The sequence below is a fragment of the Roseburia sp. AM51-8 genome (assembly GCF_003478275.1).
GTDB classification, from domain to species: Bacteria; Bacillota; Clostridia; order Lachnospirales; family Lachnospiraceae; genus Pararoseburia; species Pararoseburia lenta.
This window is the reverse complement of the sequence record NZ_QUEY01000002.1, coordinates 599,855-613,905: the sequence shown is the minus strand read 5'-3', so window position 1 is coordinate 613,905 and position 14,051 is coordinate 599,855. Positions and strand designations below refer to the sequence as shown.

Annotated in this window: 12 protein-coding genes; 1 reads left to right on the top strand and 11 read right to left on the bottom strand. The window is 45.2% G+C overall.

All coding sequences use genetic code 11. The features are described 5' to 3' along the window. Window positions 1-205 precede the first annotated feature (205 nt). A complete protein-coding gene (locus DW996_RS06760; protein WP_118535228.1) occupies window positions 206-1,315 on the top strand; it encodes an AraC family transcriptional regulator in 1,110 nt (369 codons plus the stop codon). Here DW996_RS06760 and DW996_RS06755 read toward each other — a convergent pair. From DW996_RS06755 to DW996_RS06705, 11 genes are all read right to left on the bottom strand, one after another. Next, window positions 1,312-2,457, bottom strand: coding sequence for an ROK family transcriptional regulator (locus tag DW996_RS06755; protein WP_118535227.1), 1,146 nt, complete (start codon window positions 2,455-2,457; stop codon window positions 1,312-1,314). The genes DW996_RS06760 and DW996_RS06755 overlap by 4 nt on opposite strands. Window positions 2,458-2,530: 73 nt before the next feature. Continuing rightward, window positions 2,531-3,874 carry a fucose isomerase gene (locus tag DW996_RS06750; RefSeq protein ID WP_118535226.1) on the bottom strand — a complete coding sequence of 448 codons (1,344 nt, stop codon included), beginning with the start codon at window positions 3,872-3,874 and terminating at the stop codon, window positions 2,531-2,533. Window positions 3,875-3,957: 83 nt separating this feature from the next. Further along, on the bottom strand, window positions 3,958-4,758 hold the full coding sequence (locus DW996_RS06745) for a sulfite exporter TauE/SafE family protein (protein WP_118280176.1): 801 nt from the start codon (window positions 4,756-4,758) through the stop codon (window positions 3,958-3,960). Window positions 4,759-4,761: 3 nt separating this feature from the next. Continuing rightward, a complete protein-coding gene (locus DW996_RS06740; protein ID WP_118280177.1) occupies window positions 4,762-5,457 on the bottom strand; it encodes a DUF4867 family protein in 696 nt (231 codons plus the stop codon). Window positions 5,458-5,469: 12 nt separating this feature from the next. Then, a complete protein-coding gene (locus DW996_RS06735; RefSeq protein WP_118280178.1) occupies window positions 5,470-6,327 on the bottom strand; it encodes an NAD(P)-dependent oxidoreductase in 858 nt (285 codons plus the stop codon). A gap of 27 nt (window positions 6,328-6,354) precedes the next feature. Beyond that, window positions 6,355-7,041: a transaldolase family protein gene (locus tag DW996_RS06730; protein WP_118280179.1), complete on the bottom strand. Its 687-nt coding sequence runs from the start codon at window positions 7,039-7,041 to the stop codon at window positions 6,355-6,357. Between the two features lie 25 nt (window positions 7,042-7,066). Then, a complete protein-coding gene (locus tag DW996_RS06725) occupies window positions 7,067-9,016 on the bottom strand; it encodes an alpha-glucosidase (protein WP_118535225.1) in 1,950 nt (649 codons plus the stop codon). A gap of 217 nt (window positions 9,017-9,233) precedes the next feature. Then, window positions 9,234-11,054, bottom strand: a complete 1,821-nt coding sequence (gene glmS / locus DW996_RS06720; RefSeq protein ID WP_118535224.1) for a glutamine--fructose-6-phosphate transaminase (isomerizing) — start codon at window positions 11,052-11,054, stop codon at window positions 9,234-9,236. Between the two features lie 559 nt (window positions 11,055-11,613). Continuing rightward, entirely contained in the window at window positions 11,614-12,402 is a 789-nt protein-coding gene (locus DW996_RS06715; RefSeq protein ID WP_118535223.1) for an arginase family protein, read from the bottom strand. Window positions 12,403-12,412: 10 nt separating this feature from the next. Then, window positions 12,413-13,279, bottom strand: a complete 867-nt coding sequence (locus tag DW996_RS06710; RefSeq protein ID WP_118535222.1) for a DMT family transporter — start codon at window positions 13,277-13,279, stop codon at window positions 12,413-12,415. 127 nt (window positions 13,280-13,406) lie between these two features. Next, window positions 13,407-13,853 carry an Hsp20/alpha crystallin family protein gene (locus tag DW996_RS06705; RefSeq protein WP_118280184.1) on the bottom strand — a complete coding sequence of 149 codons (447 nt, stop codon included), beginning with the start codon at window positions 13,851-13,853 and terminating at the stop codon, window positions 13,407-13,409. Between the last annotated feature and the right edge of the window lie 198 nt (window positions 13,854-14,051).

Here is a 14,051-nt window from a genome sequence, read left to right as displayed (position 1 = left end):
AACTTATTCTATCGTGAAAACTGGGAGATTTGAATTTCTCTACTATCCATTTTCTTATCATATATTCTTCAAATCCCCTTTTTCTTATCTGTGATAAACCAAATCACTTTTATTTTTCATGTGATTCCGTTATAATAAAAAAGAGTATTTGTATCATAGGGGCTTTCCTATGATATAAACAGATTGTGCTAAGAGGTATATAAAAGTGGAAATAAAAAACAGAGATCAGATTTATCATATTCTGCAAAATTTAAGTAATCTTGAAATTTCCTATGTGGATTACTCCCGACAGGAAATCAACTACAACGAATATCATACATATTTTGATTATTTCAACAACTATGTGATTCAAAATCACAATTTAACACGCTTCTACTTTCCAATTCCTAAAGATATGGAACATTTAGAATACCCAAATGACATCTCTAATTTTGATGTTATTTCAGATTCCTTGACATTTTTGCCTGGATTTGATATCTCCGTCAGCAAACTTTTTAATTTTCCCAAGTCTGCCACGCACCAGTGCAATTATTACAGTATGCTCTATCTTATGGAAGGAAATGCCCATCTGCAAATTCAAGATGTCAGTGTTCATGTTTTGCCAGGGGACTTTTACCTGATTCCTCCCAATACCCCTTACGCTGCTACGGCAGCCCCGGAGTCTATCGGTATTTTCCTCGATATGCGAAAAAGTTTTCTCAATTCTAACTACAAGTCCTTGTTTCAGGACGATGCCCGGTTGGAAAGATTTTTTATAAATTCTCTGAACCAGGATAGTTCTTCCACACATCTTGCCATCCATACGAACGCATCATCTATGCATCGCAACCGTATACTTGATATTTTTGCCGAATATATCAATCAGGAAAGTTTTAGCAATGCTGCTATGAAAAATCTCTTTTCACTTCTCATGATAGATCTCTTGCGGGATTCCAACACCAGAATTGAATCTCCAACACCTATCAGTGGCAGCGATACATTGTATCAGACTATCCTTGATGAGATACGCCGTAATTACCAAACGCTCTCTCTTAGTGAACTGGCAGAAAAAACGCATTTTTCCAAGCAGTATATCTGTAAAATCATAAAAGAAAAATCAGGGAATACATTTCAGAACCTTTTGCTCCATACAAAACTAAAAATGGTTGCGCAGTATCTGAATGACACTGCGCTCTCCATTGAAGAAATTGCTTTTTTATGTGGATTTTCCACACCGGCACATCTCAGCCGCTGTTTCAAACAAAATTTCGGCATCACGCCGAGTGCTTATCGCAAATCCGGCAATGTCAATGACACTGCACGCACTAAAAACTAGGAAAACAATAACATCTTGGTACAGATAGCTGCTGCACCGATATAGTGTTCCTTCTGCGCCAATTCAGAATAAATGATTCTATCCTGTCCCAAACTGGCGTCATAAGATGCACATGCCTGGATCAGTGCCTTTCGCACCTCCGGACTTTCAAAAAGGCTTCCGGTCAAAATGATACGATTTGGAGCCATGATGGTCGCTGAATTGACAATACTTCTGGCGAAGAGATCTAGGGCATCTGCCAACTGTCGTCCTATCTCGTCATCCGAATGACCACAATACAGACTGCCAAAGGCATCCTCAGAAAAAGGCGCGATCTTGCAAAGCGCCGCATAGGAAACTTTCGTTTCCAGACATCCCCGTCTGCCGCATTTACAGAGTTGCCCGTTTTTTTCAACGATAAAATGTCCCAACTCTGCCGCCTTAGCATGGCGACCTTCGTAGATCTCCTGATCGATGATAATGGCACAGCCAACACCGGGACCCCATTTGATGACCATAAGGTTATCGTGCTCTTTTCCTGTGCCATATAAAAGTTCTGCCACTGCAAAGGCATTGACGTTATTTTCCACATATATAGGAACTGTAAAGTGCTGTCCCAAAATCTTTGCTATCGGCACCGGCTCATCCCAGATGCCATATGCCTTAATACTGCTTCCGGTCGCCTTGTCCACAAGACCTGTGATACCAACGCCGATCGCAGCCAGCCTGCGGTCACCTGTCCCACACTCCTGCAAGAGTTTCTCGGCGGTCTGGCTCAACTTGTCCAAATAGGCTTGCGGTGTGATCGAAGTATTAGTCTTACAGCGTTTCTTTGCAGCAACCTGCCCGCGCAGATCCGTGATCGCCACGGTCGTATATTCCGGTTCGATCGTCATAGCACAAATATAAGACGCTTCATAGTTAATATCCAGAAGCACCTTCTTACGTCCTGCCCCACTGCTTTTCACATTGACTCCGGTCTCCACAAGAATTCCTTCTGCAAAAAGATCGGTACAGATCTGCGTTACTGCCGCTGGAGTCAGCCCAAGCGCATCTGCCAAATCCTTTCTGGATGCCGGGCCGTGGTCGTTTATAAATTTTAAGATTGCCGCACGGTTTCTTTTGCGTACCGTTTCCATATTTGCACCGGTATGTCGAATCATGATCCCGCCTTTCTCCTTAAATAAAATCTAGCCTGACACACGATTGCGCCAGACACGATCGCCTGTGACGCATTTAATATCTCTGTACTTCCATATTAAGCATTCCTGCCAAAATTTCAAGTTCTGCCGCTACATTTCCATAGGCAACCACAAAATGCGGCTCCCATCCAGCCTCAACACTTTCATAGACAATGGTCTTTGCATCTGCGTTCGTCTTTACTACCAGAGATGTACCATTAAACTGCTTTGGTTTGTCCAGGGCTTCCCCGCCGGCAATAAAGAATCGGAAGTCTCCGTCACTATCCTTACCGATACGGAAAATGGTAACTTCCTTGCATGGCTTACATCCAAAATCAAGGGTTGGACCAATCTTTCGATTGCAGTGTACATCGACCTTTGCCCCGGTATCCTCTCTTGCCAAAGAGCAGGCTGCCGTTCCACAATGCCAGAAAGTGATGGTATTTTCTTTTTCATCCATGGAAACCGGATCGCCAAAGAAAGTTGCCTGCTGTGTCAGCTGCATACCCAGATACATGGAAAGTGCTCCATAAGTATCTGCCTCACAACTTGCTGCCACACCAAGGTCATTTAACATGGCAAGCACGGCGCAGACCGGTGTCCCAAATGCGGTAAAGAAGTCCGGCCAGCAGCGGGATGCCAATGCCCCTACATGATGGTCTGTCACATATTCCTTGTAAGCACGATAGAGTCTGGCAAAATCCTTGCGGTTTTGCTCCGGTGTATTTTCCAGACCGCACATACGCTCTCCTGCATCTGCCAGATAGTCTTTTACATCCTCATCACTGTATCCCTTAGCGATGTCGATCAATTCCCTTGCTTCAATGGATTCTAAACTTGCTCCAAAGTTTTCCAGCATTTCCAGATCCAGCGCGCGTCCAAACCCAAAGCCCTGCGGTGTATGTCCTACCGCTACTACCGTCAGATGACGCATATCGTATTTTAATTTTGCAGCGCGTATGGTTGCGCCAACTTTCGCCCTGACTTCTTCCTCCTCCGGTGAGCCAAAGATATAGTTGAGCGGCTCCTTACGGAACGCCTTAATGGCATTTGCTGCAGAGTAGGCACCAGTCAGCGAATTCAAGCGGAGTCTGCCGCCATCAATGGCCGGCTCACGCAGGGTCCAAAGAAGGATCGGGCAATCCAGTTTCTTTAATACCTCGCTTGCATAGGCTGCATTGGCAAAGGTAATGTTCTGTAAAATCACGAGATCCGGTTGGCACTCTTCCAAAAATGCATCCAAAAGGTCAATGGATAAGAGCATCTCCTTTGGAAAGACACAGGCATCCGTCAGACTCTTGATCAAAGCCACCGATTTATCAAATTCCTTCTGTGCACTTTCCAAATGAAAGGTCGGTACACCGATCGGTACATATGCTATCTGAAATTCTTTTTTCATCTTTCTATAACTCCTTTTTGCACATCATCTATGTACATTTTTCTTCATATTATTTGCTCTGGTCAACCAAAAGCCTCAAAACATCATTTACACAAAAGACTGATTCCGGCAATGCAGAGCAGAATATAGGTCAGCACGGTAAAAACCGTCTGACTCATCCGTTTAAACAAAATACCGCCCAAAAACATGCCGCCAAACAAAAACGGCACAGAGATTGCCTGGATCCGTATGGTGTTCATAGTGTAGTAACCTGCCATGATGTCGCTGACAAGGATCATGCTGTTTAAGATGATCCAGATCGCAGATACCGTCCTGCGGAATTCCTCCTTGCTTTTGGTGTGATTGGACAAATAGGTGATGATCAGTGGTCCGCCGGAGACAAAGATACCATGCACGACACCGGAAAAAAGAAGCAAGGCTCTGGCACTCGCCGTCATGCCCTTTTCAATGTAATGCTCTCGTTCTTCGGTAGACCCTTTGGACTTTCTTGGACTTTTATCCATGATACCAAAGCCGTTTTCCCATGCGTACTTGCCAAAAGCGATCAGACCTCGTGCACCGATACCTATGACAAAGATGCCCAGCGCCGCATACAGCAGACGTTCGTGTCCGGTAAAGAAATGTTTTACCAGAATACCGACGATGATACCAATGCCCATATAGCAGGTCACACGCTTTAGTTCTCTGATATTTACATTCTTATAACCACCCACGACAACATATATGCCGGCGATGATCCCCAGCACATTTAATACCGGCTTTGCGACCAAATAGCCCACCAGATGGATAGAAAAAGGCATTGCCAGGATCGTTCCCGCAAACCCTGTGATACCCTGGATAATGTTTGCCAAAAAGATCACTATGTAAAACAGTATTTCGGACATAACTTACTCCTTTGGATAGAACAATTCCTTGTTCTCCCCGGTCACACCGCCATGGGCTCCCTGCTTCATCAGAGGCTCACGATCCGGGTGCGCAATGACCCATTTGTTCCTCTGTAACAAAAGAATGGCTTCCTCATCCCCGGTTTGCTGCTTTGCCTGCTTTTCTGCCTGGCTCAAAGGGGTATTGGTTCCCCGCGGCAAAATAACGATGTCCTTAAATCCCTCGTCCGTCACGCGCAGAGGAGACAGGTGAAGCGTGGTCTGGTACATCTCGATTGCCGTTCCCTTCGGTACAAAGAAAACCGTCGCCTGCGATACGTCATAAGTATTGTGACAGATATCATAATTATGTCCTAAGACCAGCATAAAATCCGTGATCGCGATATTGATCTCACTGCCTTTATGATATTCAAAGCCATTGTATGTCGTATTTCTGCCATTACAATAACCAATCTGGATCGGCATACCACCGTAAAAACTTGCAGCGATCTGTTCTGCTACCGGCTCGCTCTCCATCTCTTCCACCGAGGCCACATAGACATTTCCATCTTCCGGGATCTGTGACGTCAGATTCATATAGGTTTCCAGTTCTTCAAAATCATATCCCTTGATAATCCGTCCGAAGGAGGAAAACTCTGCATCCTCAACCGAATAGATCTTCACATCATTACATGCGTTTAACGCTTCCAATAACTCCATCTTTTTATCCCTTTACTGCTCTCTTACGACCTTGATCGTTGCGCAGAAATCTTCCTTTCCATAGCCTGCATCCATAGCCGCCTGATAAACGCGAAGTGCATTTTCCTCGCCCGGCATGGATACGCCACATTCTTTTGCAAGGTTCATACAGATATTGACATCCTTGTATTCATTTTCGATAGAAAATGCTGTGGTATAATCCTCTTTTGAGATCGGCTCCTTCTTAGAATCCAGGTAGAAGTTCTGACCTCCACCATAGGAGATTGCCTGTGCAAAAGTCATGATGTCGATGCCGTTGGCTGCCGCCAAAGTAGATGTCTCGTTGACACCGTTCTGGATCTGTGAAACCAAAGCGTTGTGACAGATCTTCATGACCAGCCCCTTGCCGTTGTCTCCCATACGGATCACATTTTCTCCCATATAAGAAAGGATTGGCCTCATAGCCTCAAAAGTAGCCTCGTCACCACCGACATAGATACCGAGTTTACCTGCAATAGCTGCAGGTTTACTCTTAACAACCGGGGCATCGATAAACTGTGCGCCTGTTGCCTTGACCATCTCTGAGATCTCAACAGAAACAGACGGATCGATCGTTGACATATCGATACAGGTCTTTGTAGCATCCAGTACCGGAAGGACTTCATTGTAGACACTTCTGGAATGCTCTGACTTTGGCACCATGGAAATGATGACATCTGCATGTTCCGCTACTTCCTTGGAACTGCTGCATGCTACGGCTCCCACTGCCTCCAACTGCTTTACCTTTGCTTCGACAAAGTCAAAAACATATACCTTGTCGTCATGCTTCTTTACAATATTTTCACACATGGACTCGCCCATGATGCCGAGTCCGATAAATCCGATCTTCATTACCTACCTCCTGATTTTCCTGCAAATTTACTCTGTGACTGTCTTATCCCATGCGCCCTGGAATTTTGCCATGCCGTAATCTGTAAATGGATGATACATGCTGTCCTTATATACCTGCAATCCTGCGGTCACGATATCAGCACCTGCTCTTGCGCAGTCAACAAACTGCTTACCGTTACGAACGGCTGCACAGATGATCTGGGTCTTGCCATAGAATCCATAATTCTTGTAAATATCAACGATATCCTGGATATATTCCTTGCAGTCTTCACCACTGTTTTCCTTCCATCCGATGAATGGAGAAACGAAAAGGGAACCATTCTTTGCAGGAACGATAGCCTGTGATGCTGAGAAAACTAAGGTCACATTGGTTCTGACACCCTTTTTCTCCAGAATTCTTGCGGCCGTGATACCGGACTGTGTACAAGGGATCTTGATGACAAAGTTGTCGCACATGGCAGCGATCTCCGAGCCCATAGCCACCATTTCATCTACATCATCCAGATGTGGATTAATCTCAACAGAGATTGGGAACTTTTCATAACCTACGATGTCCTTTTCCTCTACAAACTCTACCATGTCTTTTAAAACTTCCTTGAATGGCTTACCGGACAACATGATGTGGTTTGGGTTTGTTGTAACACCATCAATACCAAATGTGTCATATGCCTCACGGATCTCGTTAATTTTTGCACTGTCTAAAAAATACTTCATTTTCGTAATCTCCTTTTTATAAATTTTATGCTTGGGCTACTTGCATGAGTGCTTCGTAGTCTTTACTGTCTTTTCTAACAAATACCGGTGGTTTGCCGATCGGTGCTTCCACGATCATATGTCCGCCTGCATATTCCTTGCCGTCAAAAATGTTGACCCAGCCATCGCTTGGCAGATAGATCGTGCGGCTCTTTGCGCCTTCTTCATAAACCGGTGCTACCAGAAGGTCCCTGCCTAAAAGATACTCTGTCTTTTCGGTGTAGGCTTCTGCCTCATCATAATGATAAAAGAGTGGGCGCATGACCGGTGTGCCATCGCTGATCTCCTCAGCCACCAGACCCTTGAGATAATCTTTTAAAGCGACATGCATCCTGCCGCACTTGGCAAGTTGCGCCAACAGTTCCTCGTCATCATCAAACTGCACGTTGTTGACCGGCTGGTTGCCCTCATGGGTACGGAAGAGTGGTGAAAATACATTCATTTCCTCCCAACGCAAGAGCAATTCCTTGCTGCGTCGCATATGCATGATGGTGGTATAACCGCCGACATCCGAATGGGCGATACCGTAACCGCTCATAGCAAGAGATAAGGTCGCCGGGATCACTGCCGGCAGTCCGTCATCAATAGACCAATCAACATGCTGATCGCCCGTCCACATCATATGGGAATGTGCGATCGTTCCGGTATGTCCTGCTCTGGTAAAGAAGAATACCTGACCTTCCTTGCCGCATTCTGCAACGGCTTCCTGATTCATCTTTGCCCAGATCGCCGGCCACTGGTTATGGATGATCGCCGGATCCTCTCCACTGTAAAGCACAGCGTCGATCGGCAGATACTCACCAAAATCTGCCATCCAGCCACCCATGCCAAGTCCGATCATATTTTCCTTGATCAGTCCCTTGTACCACTCGTATGCCTCTGGGTTGGTAAAATCAACCATAGCTGCCGGGAAAGTCGTAATGGTCACCAGATAATCTTTGCCCTCGCGATCCTGGACACAATAACCGTGCTCAGATGCATATGCATATAAGTCCTTTTCAATGGCAATGAATGGATTGATGTAGCCTAAGAAACGGACACCTTCTTCTTTCCATTCTGCGATCTTTTTATCCAGTCCCGGATAAAGTTCCTGATCCCACTCCCAGTTCCACATGACCTGATAGCCGAAACCGGTTCTTCTGCAGCCTGACCAGTCCTGACACCAGACACCGACCACAGGAACGCCTGCTTCCTTTGCCTTTTTGATCTTGGCATCTACAACATCTGTTCCCTCCTGGATACCCAGGATCACGCCGTCATATAACCAATCCGGCAATGCCTTTTGTCTGCCAAGGAGTCCTGTCAGTTTGCGGGATACCTCTGCAAAATCCTGACCGCTGTCTGTGATGATGACCGGCGGCTCCTGGAAATATAAGGTGATCTTTCCGGCATCGGTAAAATCAAACTCGCTGTAGGCATTGATATCGCAATGCACATAATATTTGTCACTGGAAACAAAGGTCGGCTGTGCATAGTAGGATTCGTATTGGTCAAAGGAAAGTTTCTTGTCCGGGTGCTTACCCAGTAACTTTTCCTTAATGATCTTTTTGGAAATACGTCCGGTGTTCTGATGCTCTGCCACCCAGATACGTACATTTTGTCCTTTCAAATCTAGTTCCGAATAGGTCTCCCCACAACCGTAGATATGCTCCTTTGGATTGGTCACAAAGGTCAGCCAGTAACGATTGACCCCCGGCTTTTCCTCTCCCACATAAGCCAGACGGATCTGTGAACCCTGCTGGGTCACGGCAAACTGATGTACCTGCTCTTTGGCACTGCTTCCTTTCGGATCTACATAGGTCAAAAGATAGCCCTCCTCGGTCTTCTCCTGATTCTGTAAGGTCAGTTTTCTTTTCCCGGAAATCTTCTGTTTGTACTTGAAACTTCCTCTGGACATGGAAAACTGATTCTCCCCGGAACCAATGCTTACTTCCATTTTTAAAATCTCTTCAATTCTTATTGTAAAAACCCCCTCGCTTTAATTTTTTAATTCGTTTAACTAATTATAGAACCTAGATCAGTAAAATGCAAGTATATTTTTTAAACTTATTAAATAATTGATATCTGCATAAAAAAGAGAAAGCAGATATACCTGCTTTCCCAATTCTTTGACCTGTGTTGATAATATGACATTGTCCTTATTTTTTTCGATTTTATTCTACAGTTACAACTTTTGCCAAGTTTCTTGGCTTATCTACGTCCAGCCCCTTATCTGCTGACACATAGTAGGAGTAGAGTTGCAAAGCAACGATCTCCGGGAATGACATATATTCGTCGTCCAGATTTGGCAGACCGATCACATGATACTCATCGCTCTGGGCAAAGTCCGCTTTCAGTTCTTCCTTGGTCAGGAGCACGACATTGGCACCTCTCGCCTTGATTTCTTTTACATTGGAAAGTTCCTTGGAGATCAGTTTGGTCTGGGTCGCTGCTGCAATGACCGGTGTTCCGTCTGTGATCAGGGCGATCGGTCCATGCTTCAATTCTCCGGCAGCATATGCCTCGGAATGGATGTAAGAGATCTCCTTGAGTTTTAAGGCTCCCTCCAGCAGAACCAGATAATCCATGCCGCGACCGATCATAAAGAGGTCGCTTGCCATGATCACTTCCTTAGCCTGACGATGGATGTCGTCTTTGATGGCAATGACCTGGGTAATAGCATCCGGCACTCTTCTGAGATTTTCCAGTGCATGCTCCAGATCCGCCTCTGTCATCCTGCCCCGCAAAGATGCACAGCGCAATACCAGAAGATAAAAGATCATCAACTGGGTCGTATATGCCTTTGTGCTGGCAACCGCGATCTCAGGTCCCGCATCGGTATAAAGCGTATAATCTGCGATACGGGAAATGGATGAACCTCTGACATTTAAGACTGCCAGACAGGCAGCGCCTTCTTTTTTCGCTTTCTTTAATGCTTCCATGGTATCAATGGTCTCGCCGGACTGGGATACTGCGATAAAGAGTGTGCCCTTATCCAAGACGGTGTCCGAATAGATAAATTCCGATGCCATCTCTGTCTCGACCGGAATACCCAGCCATTTCCGAAACAGATGAGCTCCCATCATGCCTGCATGCAAAGCGGTTCCGCATGCTACGATGCAGACGCGGTTAAAAGAGGTCAGCATTTTATCAACAGCCCCTTCATAGCCAAGATCGATACTGCCATCCACCAGGTAGTTTGTCAGGATCCGCTTCAAAGCCTCCGGCTGCTCGTTGATCTCTTTTTCCATATAATAAGCATAGCCCTGCTTGCCGGTGTTTCCTGCATCCCAGTCAACGACCTGCATTTTCGGCTGCACTTCCTGTCCATTGAAATCAACAACAGAAACCTGCGCCTTGGTCGCCTTTAAGATGCACTTTTCATCCAAGACAAAAAACTCCTTGGAATACTCGTACAAGGCAGCCGGATCGGATGCCAGAATGGTCAGTTCCTCGTTCTTTGCCACAACGATCGGGCTTACGTTTCTGGTCGCATAAATGGTATCCGGGATATCATCAAACATGACCACTAAAGCATAGGTACCCTTTAATTTCTTGACCGTTCTGCGGATGGCTTCGTTCGGATCTCCCTTGTAAAACTTGTTCAAAAGAGCCGCTACCACCTCGGTATCCGTCTCTGATACCAACTGGTCTTCCACCTCATACTCTTCACTCAGTTCCTTGTAATTTTCCACGATCCCGTTGTGGACCAGAGTTACTTTTCCCACACGATGTGGATGCGCATTTGTATCAGACACGCCGCCATGGGTCGCCCACCTTGTATGACCGATGCCACAGGTATAGTCACCGGTTTTCGGAGAAATCTCCCGCAGGTCTTTGACACGTCCCTGGCATTTGTGAATCTCCGGCTGGCTCTCGCCGGCTCTTCGGATAGCAAATCCCGCACTGTCATAACCTCTGTATTCCAGCAGTTCCAGCCCGTTTAAAATGCCATTTAAAGCATCATTTCCAATAAATCCTATGATTCCACACATATTTTAAATCCTCATTCTTTCTATACGAAGCAGCCGGATGATCCACCGGACTGCAATTATTTTTTCTTACTCTCATTATATTGGATTTGTTTTGTAGTTACCCACATATTTGCCAATATATGTCGCATTGAGATCTACGGAAGGGCATCCGCCGAATTATCGATAACCCTTCTCCTCGTCGACCTTTTTCTAAGGTCCTGGCGCTAAAATGAGGACAATGTGTCACATATTATCAATTATTCACTTGTCAAAGTTCTCCGTGAGATTATATACTGCCTCCATAAAAATGTCAAACTGCGCCGCTTTTATATGCCTGCTATCAGCATATGAAAACTATAAATTTTATTTCTGAAATTCTTCATATTTCTTTAATAAAGGCAACACAGTTTCGTCACATCTGACCTGTAATATAAATAATGTCGAAAGACAAGAACATAACTTTTTCATAACTCCCCCTTACTTGAAAGTGATGTGTGCGTTGCATCACTTTCTTTTTTTGTGTAAGGCATGAACATGCATTTCGGCACATTCCTCTGTGTTCCTTGCTAGATAAAAGTGCTTATTCCAGCGTTTCCACAAGTCTCCGGTTGCACCGGTCATTGATCTGACAGGTGCCCGCCCCCTGTGTCTGCTTCCAGCGCGCATCCTCCCCGCAGATATCCATACCAAGAATTTTGTCTGCTCTTTCCCTGATCTCCTGCAATTTTTCCACTGCTTCATCCAGAGTCATATCTCCCTGATCCCAGTCGCAGACAGTATCTTCTTCACGCAAAACATCCTTGTCAAAAGAGACATAGATGGGATGCTTTTCCTGTAAAAAATCCGGCATGCCGATCCGGATCTTTTCCCACAATTTCTTTGCAGATATCGTATTTCCTGTCGCATCAGACATTTGCACGCCTGCTTTATTGCTTGCCTCATCTTCTGCGCGTACGTCCTCAATCAGATGCGCATCCACACCCACAAGATATACCCTTTGCAACTTTTCATTGGTCAGCAGTGCTTCCCTTACCCAACCGCCGCAGGAGGTGATACCGCCCCAGGACGGAGCCTGTAAGTCCGGGTGATGATCAAATAAGATCAAAGAAAAAGGTTCTTTTATCTTTTCCAGCCAGAACAGGGACAGATAGTGATAATTTCCGGAATCCAAAAAATGTATGCCCTCATAAGAATAAGGTCTTACCCTCTCACGCAGGCTTTCTTTTGCCGCATCATCGCAGTAGCAATTTGTCCCCTCGATATCCTGACAAGTGATCTGACATATTTGCCAGCCCTCTTTCTTTTCTTTATAAAATGTCTGCTCGGCATATGCCCCGGACATATGCATAACAACCATGAGTTTTTTCATATTTACCCTCTTATGCTTCTTTTTTCTTGCGGATCAAAAACATGACAATACCGGCGCCGCAGATGATCAGATAACCCAGAATACTGATAACATCCGGCACTTCCCCAAGGAAGATGATGCCAAGCAGGGCAGCAAAGACGATCTGCGTATAATCATAGACGGATAATTCGCTCGCCGGCGCATAGGTATAAGCCGCCGTGATGGAGAACTGTCCCAGCGTTGCGGAAAGTCCCGCCATCAAAAGGGATGCCAATTGCCACCAGGCAAGAGGCTGGTGATCGACGATGATAAAAGGAACGGCACACAGGCAGGAAAATACGGAAAAGCAAAAGACGATCAGCGGTCCCGGGGCTCCATGCTTGGACGCAATGCGCACATTAGTGTAGGCAAGCCCCGCTCCCATACCGCCGATCATACCAATAAATGCAGGCAAAGTTGCAACGCTGTCAAAGCCCGGGCGCAGGATAAAAAGTGCCCCGATAAATGCCGTGATCACACAGATCAACTGGTATGGCTGAATCTTCTCTTTTAATAGGAAATAAGAAAAGATAATGGCAAAGAAAGGGGATAACTTATTGAGCATGGATGCATCTGCAATATAGAGTTTCCCGATCGCATAAAAGTTTGCAAAAATACCGATGGTTCCAAAAAGGGAACGAAAGAAGATATACTTGCCGCTGCCTTTGGGAATAGAAAAGGCTATATGCTCCTTTTTCATGACAACAAAGGCAAAAAAGACGGCGACCAGATTCCGAAAGAAACTTTTTTCGATCGCCGGAAGATCTCCCGCCAGTTTGACAAATAAATTCATAAAGGCAAAACCAAATGCCGCCAGGATAATATAGAAAATCCCCTTATATTTTTCATTGATCTTCATGTGTGATTAACTCCTATCATAAAACATTTCATTTCATTATAGCACACCCGGACAAATAAGGTTACAAACAGGAAAAAAGGACAAAAAAAGAACCGGTGCCCGAAAGCACCGGCTCTGGATCGTCCGATTATCCTTCAATGGAAATGAAGTGTTTCTCAGGAACCGCCTTTGGCTGCTCCTTCGGAATAGATAATTTCAGGATACCATATTCATACTTCGCATGAATATCTTCCTCGGTGATACCTTCACCGATATAGAAACTCCTGCTCATGCTGCCGGCATAACGCTCACGACGCAGGTAGTGTTTCTTTTCGTCCTCCTCGTCTTTATCCAATCCTTTTTCTGCACTGATGGTCAGGTAACCATCATTTAATTCCAACTGGATCTCATCTTTCTTAAATCCCGGAAGGTCAATATCGACTTCGTATCCTTTCTCTGTCTCTTTGACATCTGTCTTCATCATGTTCTTCGCATGCTTACCATACAAAGCCTTGTCAACATCATGGAAGGAAGCGTCCATCCAGTTATCAAACTCATCAAATAAATTCTCTCCAAAAATACTAGGCATTAACATAAGTCATCTCTCCTTTTCTACCGTGCCGCCTCTGGCAACACCTCATGCTTGTTTACCTTGTTTCTTTGGAACGAAGTTGTTAAGGAAACTCGGGGAACATCTGGTTCTCTTTTTATTCCCTCTTCCTTTGTTCTGACTATGTTATAGCACCATTTATTAGCACTGTCAAGAGGTGAGTGCTAATTTCACATATTCTTC

What these genes read in the sequence shown, in the direction of transcription:
- DW996_RS06755 (WP_118535227.1), bottom strand. Translation starts at nt 2,457, where the DNA reads ATGATTCGACATACCGGTGCAAATATGGAAACGGTACGCAAAAGAAAC.
- DW996_RS06750 (WP_118535226.1), bottom strand. Translation starts at nt 3,874, where the DNA reads ATGAAAAAAGAATTTCAGATAGCATATGTACCGATCGGTGTACCGACC.
- DW996_RS06745 (WP_118280176.1), bottom strand. Translation starts at nt 4,758, where the DNA reads ATGTCCGAAATACTGTTTTACATAGTGATCTTTTTGGCAAACATTATC.
- DW996_RS06740 (WP_118280177.1), bottom strand. Translation starts at nt 5,457, where the DNA reads ATGGAGTTATTGGAAGCGTTAAACGCATGTAATGATGTGAAGATCTAT.
- DW996_RS06735 (WP_118280178.1), bottom strand. Translation starts at nt 6,327, where the DNA reads ATGAAGATCGGATTTATCGGACTCGGCATCATGGGCGAGTCCATGTGT.
- DW996_RS06730 (WP_118280179.1), bottom strand. Translation starts at nt 7,041, where the DNA reads ATGAAGTATTTTTTAGACAGTGCAAAAATTAACGAGATCCGTGAGGCA.
- DW996_RS06725 (WP_118535225.1), bottom strand. Translation starts at nt 9,016, where the DNA reads ATGGAAGTAAGCATTGGTTCCGGGGAGAATCAGTTTTCCATGTCCAGA.
- glmS (WP_118535224.1), bottom strand. Translation starts at nt 11,054, where the DNA reads ATGTGTGGAATCATAGGATTTATTGGAAATGATGCTTTAAATGGCATT.
- DW996_RS06715 (WP_118535223.1), bottom strand. Translation starts at nt 12,402, where the DNA reads ATGAAAAAACTCATGGTTGTTATGCATATGTCCGGGGCATATGCCGAG.
- DW996_RS06710 (WP_118535222.1), bottom strand. Translation starts at nt 13,279, where the DNA reads ATGAAGATCAATGAAAAATATAAGGGGATTTTCTATATTATCCTGGCG.
- DW996_RS06705 (WP_118280184.1), bottom strand. Translation starts at nt 13,853, where the DNA reads ATGTTAATGCCTAGTATTTTTGGAGAGAATTTATTTGATGAGTTTGAT.